The organism is Acinetobacter sp. FB, assembly GCF_056033405.1.
In genome coordinates this window covers 1,341,866-1,356,278 of the sequence record NZ_CM148502.1, presented here as the reverse complement: position 1 = coordinate 1,356,278, position 14,413 = coordinate 1,341,866, and the positions used below count along the sequence as shown (strand labels likewise).

The 14,413-nt window shown below is 36.9% G+C and carries 14 protein-coding genes; 6 read left to right on the top strand and 8 right to left on the bottom strand.

Annotated features, from left to right (window positions below):
* Positions 1–65: 65 nt before the first annotated feature.
* From aspT to AC0JIQ_RS06300, 6 genes are all read left to right on the top strand, one after another.
* On the top strand, positions 66–1,751 hold the full coding sequence (gene aspT, locus AC0JIQ_RS06325) for an aspartate-alanine antiporter (RefSeq protein WP_474202995.1): 1,686 nt from the start codon (positions 66–68) through the stop codon (positions 1,749–1,751).
* Between the two features lie 56 nt (positions 1,752–1,807).
* A complete protein-coding gene (locus AC0JIQ_RS06320; RefSeq protein ID WP_474202994.1) occupies positions 1,808–3,409 on the top strand; it encodes a bifunctional aspartate transaminase/aspartate 4-decarboxylase in 1,602 nt (533 codons plus the stop codon).
* A gap of 173 nt (positions 3,410–3,582) precedes the next feature.
* Positions 3,583–4,149 (top strand): nuclear transport factor 2 family protein, encoded by a 567-nt coding sequence (locus AC0JIQ_RS06315; protein WP_474202993.1) that lies wholly within the window; start codon positions 3,583–3,585, stop codon positions 4,147–4,149.
* A 48-nt stretch (positions 4,150–4,197) separates the two neighbouring features.
* Positions 4,198–4,566, top strand: coding sequence for a roadblock/LC7 domain-containing protein (locus AC0JIQ_RS06310; RefSeq protein ID WP_241341204.1), 369 nt, complete (start codon positions 4,198–4,200; stop codon positions 4,564–4,566).
* Between the two features lie 58 nt (positions 4,567–4,624).
* A complete protein-coding gene (locus AC0JIQ_RS06305) occupies positions 4,625–5,125 on the top strand; it encodes a chalcone isomerase family protein (protein WP_474202992.1) in 501 nt (166 codons plus the stop codon).
* Positions 5,126–5,136: 11 nt separating this feature from the next.
* Entirely contained in the window at positions 5,137–5,823 is a 687-nt protein-coding gene (locus AC0JIQ_RS06300) for a response regulator transcription factor (RefSeq protein ID WP_050041833.1), read from the top strand.
* A 5-nt stretch (positions 5,824–5,828) separates the two neighbouring features.
* Here AC0JIQ_RS06300 and AC0JIQ_RS06295 read toward each other — a convergent pair whose 3' ends face one another.
* The 8 genes from AC0JIQ_RS06295 to AC0JIQ_RS06260 form a co-directional block, all read right to left on the bottom strand.
* Positions 5,829–7,157: a sensor histidine kinase gene (locus AC0JIQ_RS06295; protein WP_474202991.1), complete on the bottom strand. Its 1,329-nt coding sequence runs from the start codon at positions 7,155–7,157 to the stop codon at positions 5,829–5,831.
* A gap of 30 nt (positions 7,158–7,187) precedes the next feature.
* The gene (locus AC0JIQ_RS06290; RefSeq protein ID WP_474202990.1) at positions 7,188–8,237 is read right to left on the bottom strand and encodes an SAM-dependent methyltransferase; all 1,050 of its coding nucleotides are present in this window, start codon (positions 8,235–8,237) and stop codon (positions 7,188–7,190) included.
* An 8-nt stretch (positions 8,238–8,245) separates the two neighbouring features.
* The gene (locus AC0JIQ_RS06285) at positions 8,246–9,025 is read right to left on the bottom strand and encodes a DUF1295 domain-containing protein (RefSeq protein ID WP_474202989.1); all 780 of its coding nucleotides are present in this window, start codon (positions 9,023–9,025) and stop codon (positions 8,246–8,248) included.
* Positions 9,026–9,058: 33 nt separating this feature from the next.
* Positions 9,059–10,258 (bottom strand): class I SAM-dependent methyltransferase, encoded by a 1,200-nt coding sequence (locus tag AC0JIQ_RS06280; RefSeq protein WP_474202988.1) that lies wholly within the window; start codon positions 10,256–10,258, stop codon positions 9,059–9,061.
* The gene (locus AC0JIQ_RS06275; protein WP_474202987.1) at positions 10,233–11,048 is read right to left on the bottom strand and encodes a DUF1365 domain-containing protein; all 816 of its coding nucleotides are present in this window, start codon (positions 11,046–11,048) and stop codon (positions 10,233–10,235) included. The genes AC0JIQ_RS06280 and AC0JIQ_RS06275 overlap by 26 nt, the downstream gene beginning before the upstream one ends.
* A gap of 16 nt (positions 11,049–11,064) precedes the next feature.
* The gene (locus AC0JIQ_RS06270; protein WP_474202986.1) at positions 11,065–12,339 is read right to left on the bottom strand and encodes an NAD(P)/FAD-dependent oxidoreductase; all 1,275 of its coding nucleotides are present in this window, start codon (positions 12,337–12,339) and stop codon (positions 11,065–11,067) included.
* Positions 12,339–13,325, bottom strand: coding sequence for an acyl-CoA desaturase (locus AC0JIQ_RS06265; RefSeq protein WP_474202985.1), 987 nt, complete (start codon positions 13,323–13,325; stop codon positions 12,339–12,341). The genes AC0JIQ_RS06270 and AC0JIQ_RS06265 overlap by 1 nt, the downstream gene beginning before the upstream one ends.
* A gap of 224 nt (positions 13,326–13,549) precedes the next feature.
* Positions 13,550–14,353, bottom strand: coding sequence for a sulfite exporter TauE/SafE family protein (locus AC0JIQ_RS06260; RefSeq protein ID WP_474202984.1), 804 nt, complete (start codon positions 14,351–14,353; stop codon positions 13,550–13,552).
* Between the last annotated feature and the right edge of the window lie 60 nt (positions 14,354–14,413).

Genomic DNA, 14,413 nt, shown 5'->3' with positions numbered 1-14,413 from the left:
AAAACATGAAAAATAAATAAATTTTAAACCTAAAGGTAGATAAATAATAAAAGTGAGATCATAAAATGATTGAATGGTTACAGAATGAATTAAAGCACAGTCCTGAAATACTCTTATTCTTATCACTCGCAATAGGATTTTGGATCGGACAATTTCAATTCGGAAAGTTCCAGTTTGGCGGTGTTGCTGGCTCTCTTCTTGTTGCAGTTGTACTCAGTTTAATTGGTGTTCCTGTCGATAATGGTGTCAAAGCAATTCTCTTCGCACTCTTTATTTATGCCGTTGGTTTCGAAAGTGGTCCACAGTTTTTTAAATCTCTTGGTCCACAGTCCATTAAAGAAATTTTACTAGCAGTATTTATGGCGGTGAGTGGCTTAATTACTGTACTCATTATGGCTAAAATCTTCCATCTTGATAAGGGATTAGCAGCAGGTTTAGCCGCGGGTGGTATGACCCAATCTGCAATTATTGGTACTGCTGGAGATGCTTTATCTCGCCTAGACCTCCCATTAGCTGAAATTCAAAAACTGCAGGCAAATGTAGCAATTGGATATGCAGTTACTTATATTTTTGGCTCTCTTGGTGCGATCATTATTTGTGTAAATATCTTACCTAAATTTATGGGCCGAGAAATTCATGATGATGCATTAAAAGCTCAATCTGAACGCTTAAAAGGTGCTTTTGAACTCGCCCCTGGTCAAGAATTGGCGATGCCTGAAATCGTTGGACGAATTTATAAAGTTAAACAAGCCAGTGGTCAAACCATTGCTGAATTCGAAGCTCAAAAACCAAGTATTACGATTGAACGACTAAAGCGCAAAGATAAATTTATCGACGTATCTCCAGAGATTATTTTGCAAACTGACGACATTATTCTGATCGTTGGACGCAGGGCGAGCATTGTTTCGGTTGCTGATCAAACGGGTACTGAACTCCAATCCTCTCAAGGAATGGAAATGATTATGGATACAACAGATGTCATCCTGAGAAACTCAAAATATATCAATCGTACACTAGGTGATATTAAAGCCAAAACGCCAGAATATTTAAAACATGGCATCTATGTACTTGGCATTAAACATAATGATGAAGTACAAATCTTAAATGATGAGACGATATTACGCCAAGGTGATGTCGTGACCGTTTACGGCACCAAAAGTGATCTTGAACGCTTAGTGAAAGAGGCTGGTAAAGCCTTACCTGAAAGCCTAAAAACTGACTGGATTTTTCACGGTGCAGGCTTGGTCGTGGGTCTACTGATTGGTTTATTTGTTATACGTATCGGTGATGTACCGTTAACGCTTGGTGCAGGTGGTGGTGCCCTACTCTCGGGTCTTTTATTTGGTTGGTTACGTAGCAGAAATCAAGTCCACGGCAATATGCCTTTGGCGGCATCACAACTACTTAAAGATTTAGGTCTCGCAGGTTTCGTTGCGGCTGTCGGTCTTCAGTCAGGTTTACAAGCCATTCAGACAATTAAGGAAAGTGGCCTATCACTCTTTATGATCGGGGTTGTCGTGACACTGGTCCCACTCATTCTTTCAATGCTTTTTGCTCGTTATGTACTGCGTTATGACAATGTTGCTGTCATGGCGGGAGCATTATCAGGTTCACGTAGTGCTAATCCTGCATTTGGTGGCGTTTTAGATAAAGCAGGTAATTCAATTCCTACGGTTCCGTTTGCAATTACGTATGCATTAGCCAATGTTTTTCTAACCTTGCTTGGTCCACTGATCGTGGGTTTAGCTTAAATAAATTGATGATAAAAAATAATTCATCAGCTTTACTATAATGAAGGAGACTCCCCATGGGGAATATTGATTACTCTAAATACGCAAAACTTAGTCCATTTGAATTGAAAGACAATCTCATTGAATTAGCACAAAGTAGAACCGACAGACTCATGCTTAATGCAGGACGAGGAAATCCGAATTTTTTAGCCACAATTCCTCGCAGAGCATTTTTCCAATTAGGTTTATTTTCAACAACAGAGTCAGAATTTTCCTTTTCTTATATGCCTGAAGGCTTAGGTGGTTTCCCCCGTCCTGTCGGTTTACAGTCTCGCTTTGATAACTTTGTAATGCAAAATAGAGATAAACCAGGGGTAGTATTCTTAGGAAAAGCAATTTCTTATGTTAGAGATCAACTCGGTTTAGACCCCGATGCATTTTTACTTGAGATGGTTGAAGGTATTTTAGGGTGTAATTATCCTGTGCCAGATCGTATGCTTCGACTCAGTGAAACGATTATCAAGGAATACATTTTACGTGAAATGGGCGTGCAAGGTATGCCTAAAGAGAATGTAGATCTGTTTGCAGTTGAGGGTGGAACTGCTGCAATGGCTTATATTTTCAACTCATTGAAAGAAAATAAAATTATTGCAACTGGTGATCGAATTGCAATTGGTGCACCTATTTTTACACCTTATCTCGAAATTCCTAAACTTAACGATTATCAACTGGAAGAAGTATTGATCGAAGCCGATCCAACACTTGGTTGGCAATACCCAGAATCAGAATTACGCAAATTAGAAGACCCATCAATTAAAGCATTTTTTCTAGTGAATCCAAGTAATCCACCATCAGTGAAAATGAGTGATGAAGGGTTAGCCATTTTAGCTGATATCGTAAAAAAACGCCCTGATCTGATTATTTTGACTGATGATGTATATGGCACATTTGCAGATAATTTCAAATCATTATTTGCAATCTGCCCAGATAATACCATCCTCGTGTATTCATTCTCTAAATATTTTGGAGCAACAGGCTGGCGACTTGGTGTCATTGCATTGAGTAACAATAATATTTTGGATCAAAAAATATCTGCTCTCTCTAAAAAAGATAAAAAAGAGCTAGAAGAACGATATTCTTCATTAACGACTGATCCAAGTAATATCAAATTTATTGATCGCCTCGTTGCAGACAGTCGTAATGTTGCATTGAATCATACAGCGGGCTTATCTACACCCCAACAAGTGCAAATGGTTTTATTCGCATTATTCAATTTAATGGATTCACGTCAAAGCTATAAAAAAGCGGTTAAATCTGTAGTACGTGAGCGTGATGCAGCCTTATATCGACAATTGGGAGTTGATGTTCCACAAGATCCAAATGCGGTCGATTACTATACCTTAGTGAATTTAGAAAATACTTCGCGCACCTTATATGGTGACGAATTTGCAGATTGGATAATGAAAAATAAAAATCCAACTGAATTATTGTTCCGTGTCGCAGATGAAACAGGCGTTGTGCTACTTCCTGGATCAGGTTTTGGTGTACAACATCCTTCTGCACGCGCGTCTTTAGCTAATCTAAATGAATTTCAATACGCAGCAATCGGAGATTCATTAAGACGTTTTGCTGAAGAAGCTTATCAAGAATATTTAAAATCAAAAAAAGCGAAAAAATAATATTTCTTCGCTAAATCTTCAGTCTACTCAATCTATAAAGCCATGATGTTATCTCGTGGCTTTATTTTTCAAAATAGGTTCATGGCAACAAGCTCATGTAATATCGATCTAGTTCACATCAGATTCACATAGCGCGCTCTAAGCTATTTATAAAATGAAATGAGTTTACGAACATGGCATTTCTACGAACTTTAGCGGTTTCAACATCAGCCTTATTCTCTTTAGCTTCGTGTAAAAGTATACCGAGCTATTCATCTGACTATACCAAAGCAAGTAAAGAAATCTCAGGCATTGCTTTGACGCAAGAACAAGCGACTGAAATCGGTAAGCGCTTTACGTCAGCATTCAATACACTTGGCACACCAAGTTTTATTAAAAATGCAAGCCAACTATATGCTAATGATCTATACATTAATGACACTTTATCCCAGTTTTCGAACAAACAAGATTTAGTAAAACATTTTTCAGGTATGAATGAGCATGTGAGTAACGTCAATGTCAAACTTATTAGTGCCACTTATCAAAAAGATTCGGCCTATATACATTGGTATATGGCTTATGATTTTAAAATGTTTGGTCGCAGTAAAACTATGGCATCGTATGGCATAAGTGAAATCAAGATCAATTCCTCTAACCAAATTGTTTTTCAACAAGACTATTGGGACCCTGCCAATGGCTTATATCGTTCATTGCCTTATATCGGAAGAGCCTATTCTTTGATTCTACCATTCAAAAAATAGTTTAAAATTCGGCCATCATAAATTTAGAATAATTCAAGGATGATAAATATGAACGATAATTTCCTATTAAATCAATTCAGTCATATTGATGGTTTAATCTTCCTTGCTGTGATAGATACTCATGATGGTGCTATATTAAAATCTATAGGAGATCATTATATAAATATAGATAGTGCTATACTTGAAGTTACCAATATATATAACATGCAAATAAATCTGACACATCAGTTTGATCCACTGGATTATCTTGAAGGTATATTTATCAGTTTACATAATCAATATCATATGATTACTCCCCTTGAAAGTAATCAAAACCTATTTTTATATGCAATTTTAGATCATACTCTGACAAATCCTGCATATGCACGTTACGAAATTGAACGTATTGAAAAAAATCTTAATTTTTATGCCTATTAAAATATATGTTATTAAATAAGCTTTGAATTGAGTATTTCTTTGCACAATGGAGCTAAAAATGAATTCTAATTTATACAAGAAAATATTTTTATTTTGTGCCATTAACTTAATAGTAAGTATTCATGTAGTTCATGCAAGTGTTCAAACTTGTCAGAATGCTCCACTGATCGTTACAGGAAAAGTTGTTGGTTCAGTGACATACTTTGCAGAGGATTGTAAAAAAAACTGGGAAAACCAAAACATACGCCTAGACTTTTCTTATCGTCAAAACATTCCTGAATGGGCATTTAAACGCGCGGCAACGCATTTCCTTAAGAAAAATATTGCGGACTTCTCATATAATTCACCACTGAATAACATCACAGAATTATATCACCCTGTAAAAAAAGGTGATCTCTATAGCCTCAGCTACAATCAAAATAGCAACACACTTACATTATCTTTAAATCAAAAGACTCTCGGTGCGATTACAGATCAAAAAGCAAATCAGTATTTTAAAATTTGGTTTGGAAGTTCACCTTTTAATGCTAAATTAAAACAACAATTACTTAATCCATAGTGGATACTATTATGAGCAATCAATTTATCCTGATGGTTGAAGACCACTATGAACTTGCGGCAACTGTATGTGAGTTTTTAGAGGAACATGGTTTTGTAATTGATCATGCGCGTAATTTGGATGCTGCACGTAATTTTCTTAAAACACAGGCGTATCATCTGCTTTTATTAGACATAAATTTACCTGATGGCTCTGGTTACGATTTATGTGAATGGTTAAGAACAGACCAAGGTATGGATATTCCTGTGCTTATGCTTACCGCTCGTGACACCTTAGATGATAAATTGAAGGGTTTTGTTGCAGGTACAGATGACTATCTAGTTAAACCTTTTGATTTCAATGAATTAGTCATGCGTATTCGTGCTCTAATTAAACGTTCATTAGGCGAAGTTTCCAAGAATAAAATTCAAATTCATGACTTAATTTTAGATAGCTCTACACAAACCATTATTCGTGCAGGACAACACATCGAATTGCCACGAATTCAATTTAAATTACTTAAAATTTTAATGAGAAACTCACCAAGAGTAATAACCAAACAAGAAATTATTATAGAGCTTTGGGGTGATGAAGAGCCTGAAAGTGATGCTTTACGTAGTCATATTTATAATTTACGTAAAATGGTGGATAAACCTTTTCAACAGAAACTCATTCATACGATTTCGGGTGTTGGTTTAAAAATCGCACTTGAGGATTAAGTGCTTTAATTCATATATACAACAACAATTAATCCTGTTGTATTCGGCAGTTCAAGTTCAGTATGTGTATTTAAATAATATTGACGATCGAACAACTCGACTCTCCAGCCTAGTTGCATACATAGTTTTTCTACTAACTGTAGACCTATGCCATGTCCTTTAGGATTGAGTTTTAGCTGAGTACGACTTAATTCTCGGACTTTTAATTCATCTGGTAGGCTAATTCCAATGCCGTTATCAGCAATGATGATGCTATTTTTCTGTTGAATAATATGAATACTTGAGCCTTGAGAATAATTTAGCGCATTACGCAAAATATTGCTCAACACCATTTTTGTCATCGATGGATATAATAGACGTGTTGATTCTGAATTATCATACTGTACCAAGATCTCTATCCCTTTGCTTTGGCTCACCATATCTAAATCGTGAACGAGATCAGTAATAATGACAGATAATCGAGTTTGCTCGGCATTTAGGGTATTGGTCGTGTTACGTGCAATTGCAAGTAAAGTATCTACGAGTAATTGCATGTCTTCAATGGTATTTGCTATACGGTTCAATGATTTATCATTACCATATCTTGCTTGGCAGATTTGGACATTACCTTTCAAAATCGTCAAAGGCGTACGTAATTCGTGACTTACGTCCCCTGTAAACTCGCGTTCACGATGAATAAATTCACTCAATACTTCATGATACTTTTCTAATGCCTGTTTTAGATATTCTGCTTCCAAATTGCCATTGGTACTAATATCTTGAAATGGAGAGGCTTCTTTATTTTGATGAACCCAGTCTATTTGTTCTAGCGCATTTGCAAGACGGGTAATCGGTGAAAAATAACGTTTCGCACGGCGATTTGACCACCATAAAATACTATACAGCACGATCAAACTGAACATTAATGGCGCAAGACCAAACATCCAAACAATTTTATTGACGTTACTTTCACCAAACACCAACAACACATGTTGTCCATTTCGCTCGCCATAAACAGTCATACGATCTTTGCCATCTACAAAAATACGATGCACACCTTGCTGTAAAGTCAAATTACGAAATGGTTGCGGAGGCTTGTTTGATGACCATCGATAACCATATAAATTTTTAGTGTCTGGAAGATCGGCATTTGGATTACGATCAACACGTATCCAATAATGTTCCATTTCTTGTTCAAGCGCAGTTTTGAGTAATGAACCTTTAATCACCCATGCACTACAAGCAATACCAATAATAATTGAAAGTGCGATCAGCCCGATCTGCAACCAATAATAGCGATTAAACATCTCACCGAGTGGATGATTATTTCCGTCATTTTGTTTCGATCTAAACATTGGCTGATCTACTTACAGAGCTATCTTTAATTATACGACTTTCTTTTTAAACAGGAAGTGACCGACAACCCACTCTTGCCCTTGTTCAAACCCAAATAATTCTGCACAAGCCATAAAGAAAATACGCCAACGTTGCCACCATGCTTCTGCATCTTGAGCGTAAACTTGTTCAAAAAGTGGTTTTAATTGTTCTACATTGCGATCCATATTTTCTAACCAAGCATTCGCTGTTTTCTCGTAATGAGTACCCGACCATTGCCAATGTTTAGATAGTTCTAAATGCTCTTGGAAATGTAAGAATGTAGACGTTGATGGCATCAGACCACCCGTAAAAAAGTAACGTGACATCCAATCATATTCACTTTTAATTTCAAATGGATAATGTAAAAAACGATGACAAAAAATATGACACCACAACATCCCATCTGCTTTGAGCCAAGACTGAATTTTCTCAAAAAGCTTTTGATAGTTTCGAACATGTTCAAACATTTCAACCGAAACTACACGATCAAAAGTATTCGCTTTTAACTCGAGCACATTAACATCACAGGTTAAGATTTCTACGTTGTTTAGACCACGCTTTTGAGCTTCTGCTAGAATATGTTGGCGTTGAGTAGCTGAATTAGACACTCCAGTAATTTTTGCATTTGGATAACGCTCTGCCATCCATAAGGTAAATGATCCCCACCCACAGCCTAACTCTAAAATTTGTTGACCATCATGTAATTGAGCGCGATCACTATATATCTGTAATGCAAATTCTTCAGCTTCATCCAAATTTGTTCGATCATGAGGAAAGAAACATGCACTATATTTCAAACGTTTTCCTAGAACAGCCTGAAAGAATGCAGTAGGTAATTCATAATGCTGCTCGTTGGCTTTGTCCGTTTCGATCGCAATTTCACTGTGCTTTAACATATTAAGCACATCCATATAGCGCTGAGCACCTTGTTCAGGGTCATAACGCCCTTCTTGAATCAAACGCTTTTTACTCAATGCACGGATGGCTGCACGAATCGCTTGATCAGGAATTAAACCGCTTTCGACGAGTTTTAAAGATTTTTGAATAATAAAGTCCATGTGCGTACCTACTCTTTGGGTTTCCACGGAATAAAGATAGAAGTTCGTTTTTGATAATCGAGATAATTTTGACCTCGATTTTTTAATGCTTGTTGCTCACTGAATGGAATACCCGTGATGTAATACAAGAATAACCACATCAAAATTGGATAGATCCACAAGCTTAATAATCCTGCCGCTAATCCTATGATGGGATAAGCAAACCAATGCAGCCATTCAAAGAAGTAGTTTGGATGCCTTGAATACTTCCACAGACCTTGATCCATTGTTTTGCCATGATTTTTAGGATTTTGCTTGAAACGATATAATTGTTGATCTGCAACCGTCTCACCGACGAATGCAACAAACATAATTAGACCTGCAATAATCAAATAATCATTGGTATCTATACTCCAAGACATGCTTGGTACATTCAATAACCACCACATTGGAAGACTAAATAAGATGGCCAATCCTGCCTGAAACATAAAAAAAGCAAAGAAACCTAAATGTTGATATTTTCCCATCGCCCTACGCATATTGGCATATCGTCTATCTTCCTCATGTTCAGCCAGATAACGCCGAAACAAGTGCAAGCTCAATCGAAAAAACCAAATCGAACTGAATATTCCAATAAATAATCTGACGTTCAATGGTGCAACATCAATAAGTAATGCTGTCAGAGCAGTATTTAAAAAAATACAAAAGCTCCAAGCGACATCTACGATACCAGCACGATGGTTCACTGTTGCCCACAACCAACAAAGCGTCATGACTGCGGCATCAAGTAAAAACAATTGCCATATCATAACTGCCTCCTTGATGCTTAAAATAATGAGAAATTAATAAGGACTCGCTTCAAACAAAAGGTGTATATCGCTGATCACCCCTTCTTTAAAGCCACCTTCGCAATAGCAAAGATAGAAATCCCACATCCGAATAAAGTTTTCATCAAATCCCAAAGCCAAAACTTGTTCTTTGGCATTTAAGAAACGCTCACGCCATTCATGAATCGTCTCAGCATAGCTCAAACCAATATCTTCAAGATGTTTTAAGCGTAACTGTTGTTCAGATGCAGCTTGAGTTAAAACGCTGATACACGGAATAAAACTACCTGGAAAAATATAGCGTTTAATGTAATCCACGGTATTCAAGGCTTTTTTATAGCGCGCATCTTCAATCGTAATAGCTTGAATCAATCCCAAACCATTCGGTTTTAATAAGGATCGGCACTTATTAAAATATGTCGATAAATATTGCTCACCCACCGCTTCAATCATTTCGATAGAAACCAACTTATCGAATTTTCCTTCTAATAATCGGTAATCTTTGAGTTGAACATTGACACGATGACTAAGGCCCGCATCTGCGATACGTTTGGTTGCTTCATCGTATTGTGCTTGAGAAATCGTAATCGTAGTCACTTTACAGCCATAATGCTGAGCAGCGTAGATCGCAAAACCGCCCCAACCGCTCCCAATCTCAACCAAGTGATCCATCGGTTTAAGCTGTAACTTCTGACAAATCAGTTCTTTTTTATAATCCGATGCTTCTTCTAGAGTCATATCTTTGTGCTTATATACTGCACTGGAATACATCATTGAAGAATCAAGAAAGAGTTTGAAAAAGTCATTGCTCAGGTCGTAATGCTCTGCAATATTTTTTCGACTTCCTGACAATGAATTTTTACGTGTTTTGTACCAAGCTTTTAATACAAGTTGGCTGGCTTGAGAAATCACATTCTGATTAATCTTATCAAGCACATGACGGTTTCTCGCCAAAATTTGAATGACTTCAACGAGGTGTTCACTGCTCCAATAGCCGCGAATATAACCTTCAGCCGCACCAAGTACACCGTTTTTAAAAATGAGATCAATCAATTCTTTATTATGAATCTCTATCGTCGCTTCTAAATCAGAAACCTCACCCACGGTACCATTCCATTCTCCACGAAAATGAATTTGACCATGACGAAGTTTGAGCAAGCTTCGAAGAACCAAAGGCAGTGAATCCTGTTCACCGAAAATAAGCGTTTTCATCATGTTGTTTTAAATCCTTATCTTTTTTTGGGTGCCGATAAAATGGAACTTTCTTTCGCCATAGATGAAAAGCTTGAAGGTAGATCGAAGCTAACATCTTGAAAGGTTCAAAGATATGATGAATAGCATAACGATTCAGTTGTGAAGGAACTGTGATGCTAGTTAAAGTGAAACGCATCGTTGCATCAAAGATCAATTTATCTGATTGATAAAGCTGCATATAAATCACATTCTGTTCATCTGAAAAGTTAAATCGCCATTTGTACTGAATATCCATTGGCATAAACGGTGAAACATGAAAACTCTTTTCAAATTCGAACTCATAACTTTTAAAATAACTGTGCTCTTTTAATTTTTGACGGCAGTCATGCACATAAACTTTACGTTCATTCCAAGGAGTATTGGTAATTTCACTCAATACGAAAACAGGTTGTTTTTGAGGATTGAGTACAAAATAAAAGATAACGGAATTAAAACTAAATCCTAAAGTTCTTGGCAAAGCGAGGACACGAATTTCTGATTGTGTCGACAAAATCGTATCCACTTGCTGCAAAAGAATTTTCTTAATTCGTTCTCTGATCGAACCGGTATAGCCTTTTAGAAAATCATTTTCATAGAGATTTAAGATATTCCAACGCGAAGTAGAACAAAGCCATGAACGATCTAGGTTTTGATCGATACGATCTGGATCAAAACATAAATAGCTCAAACTTGACTGAAAATCATGTGCTTTGGGATAAAAGCGCCGATGTCTAATCTGAGCTTTAGCTATGGAAAGTGAATCTTCAAACATGTGATCACCTCCAAATTTAGTCATTCACTTTTAATAGTTCATCGACTACACGTTGAGCGCTTCTCGCACCATCTTCATGAAACCCCCAACCCCAATATGCTCCACAGAATGAACTGCGGTTTTGACCATCGATCAAATCCCAACGCGCTTGTGACTCAATTGCTTTCTTATCAAAAACAGGATGTCGATAACGACGTTCGACATAAATCTTATCTTTGGCGATGGGCATATTCGGATTGAGTGTAGAAAAGATCTGAGTCTTACACGGTAGCTTCTGCAAGCTGTTCATCCAATAGGTAAATCCATAGTGTACTTGATGAGCTTTGCTATTTTTTTTATGTTTCTCTTGAGCAGTGACATGCACATGCCAACTCGCCCATTGAGACTGACGCTTCGGCATAATCGAAGTGTCACAATGTACCACCATAAAGTTATCTTGATAATCAAAACAACCTAATACTTCTCGCTCATCTGCCGAAGGATTTTGAATAAGCTTTAACGTATCATCAGCATGACTCGCAAACACAACCCAATCAAAGGTTTCTTGCTCTTGATTCGTGACAATATGAACTAAATCATTTTCACGAATCACTTGTTGAACTTGCGCTTTTTTCCAAATAATTGATGGACAAGCTTTTTGAATCGCTCGTATATAAGAAGCTGAACCACCTTTGACCGTCTGCCATTGAGGGCGATCTTCTAATTGCAACATACGATGATGTTGAAAAAAGCTTACGACAAACTTATAGGGAATATTTCCAACTTGATCCACTGGGCTTGACCACAATGCACCACACATTGGGTATAAATGTTCTTGGCGAAATACCTCTGAATAATCATTTTGATTCAGATAGTCTTCGATACTCAGTTCAGCGTTGCATTGATCTAACTGAGTATCTTTGTTGTCTTGATAAAAACGAATCAAGTCAGACAACATGATTCGAAATTTCTTGTTTAAAAAATTCTGAGGTCGCGTTAATAGTGACCATTTTTTTGATGGATTATATTGAAGCCCTGTCACTTGATTATTGACTGAAAAGCTCATGTCACTATTCTGTGCTTCTACACCTAATTCGACAAGCATTGCACTGAATAGAGGATAATTATAATCATTGAATACAATAAAACCGCTATCTACAGCAACGTTTTTACGTTCAATCCAAAGATCATGTGTATCCGTATGTCCACCGAAATACTGTTCTTTCTCAAAGATTGTGACTTCATGCTGCTTTGATAATTTCCATGCAGCATATATACCTGAAATACCAGAGCCTACGATTGCAATCTTCATCAAGACTCCTCGCTTTGAATTTTACTTGTGTTTATTTTGAGATTTAATTGATGACTTTTATGGGTATCATAAATACGTTGTGGTACAGGTTTAATTCCCCAAATCAAACCCAAAAAAGACATCATTTTTAAAATGTAATAAGTAATGTCGATTTGCCACCAGAAGAAACCTTGCCGAGTACTCCCAGCATAATAATGATGGTTGTTATGCCAGCCCTCACCCAATGTAATAATCGATAAAAATAAATTATTTCGGCTGTTATCCTTCGTCTCGAAGTCTCGACTGCCATACAAATGCGCAAGTGAATTGATACATAAAGTCGCATGAATCAGCAAAACAGTTGAAATCACAAATCCCCATACCAATAGCTGTAAGCCTGAAGTACCTAAACTCGGATAAGCAATACTCAACCACTCACCTAAACCATAAATTGCAAAAGCAGTGAACAAGACCACAGGTAAACTAAAACGATCTAACCAAACAATTTCAGGAAACTTTAGCCAGTCTTTAATGACTTCTTTTCGTGTAGAAAAATTCTGTTCATTTAAAAACCATCCAATATGACTGTACCAAAATCCATGTGTAGATGAATGTGGATCGTGATCTGTGTCAGTAAAACGATGATGATAACGATGATGAGCTGCCCACCATAAAGGCCCTCGCTGTGCACTCATGGTTCCGATCAACACAAAAAAGAATTGTATTGGACGCGAAGTTTGAAAGGTTTTATGCGAAAGATAACGATGAAAAAAAGCAGTGATCGCAAACATACGAATAAAATAAAAAAACAGCATGAATGCGATAGCAAACCAAGATACACCCACCCAAAAAACTGCAAGACAAGCGATATGCAGCAAAATGAATGGTAAAATTCTAAACCACTGAATCTTGGTATCTTTTGAGCTTTCTTGAAAGGGAATATGCTGTTTATCTAAAGTATCAGTCAGTGACCAACTATCCATCCATCGCAGAAAAAATTTAAACATTGATTCTTCCTGACCCAATCTCTTTTTATATTTATAATATTAATAGAAATCATATGAAGTTTATGTGAAGCATCATTTTAGGCATGCTAGTGAACTCTTAGCATCATAATACAAAATTACATAGGAAACATAAATTTATGTATCTTTTAACCTAAACTCAAAATCTTATCGCTTGAGTCTAGGTTCAGTTTTGGAAACTAAAAATCAAATAGATAACGATATAATTAAAATGAAATCATGGGCAAGATTTTCGATACGCTTGAAATCACCAAATAAATGGCAACACAAATTACCACTACAGCAAATACCTTTTGTACCGTTTTGATATCAATCAGGCTGATTAATCTTCTGCCAATTAACATGCCAATAATACAAGCCACAACAAAGCTAAGAGTTACAGCGATTGGATACTGAAAGCCATCTATGATGTGTATTGAAATACTTACACCACCAATTAAGAAAATGATCATCAATGACGTTGCAACGATACTACGCATATCTAGATCAGTAACTTTACGCAAAGCTGGCACAATTACAAAACCGCCACCAACCCCCAATAATCCAGTTAATAGACCTGCAATCACACCGATAATACCCAACACTGAAGCAGTTTTAACATTCCAAATTAGTTGTCCTGTTGATTGATTCACCTTACACGGCGGATCTTCAAAATCATTCACCTTATTGAAGAAAATACGATAAGCCACAATCATCATCACGATACTAAAACCAAGGCTTAACCAAACTGGAGAAATAATACTGGCAAGATGAATCCCGTAACGCGCTGATGGTAAGCTGATTAAAGCGATCCATATCGCGGCACGATAACGTACGATTTTCTTGAACAAGCCTTGAACCATACCAACAAATGCAGAAAGTGTTACTGCCAACAAACCTACTGGTGCAGCTTGAGACACTGTCCATCCTTGACTCGCCATCAATGCTGGTACAGCCAAAATACCGCCACCTGCGCCTGTCAATCCAAGTAAACATCCGATCGCAAGACCTTCTAAGACTAATAACCACATGATATGCAATGTCCTCGTACAAGGATGAACCCATTTCTGGAGAAAATACTGTCCTAACTC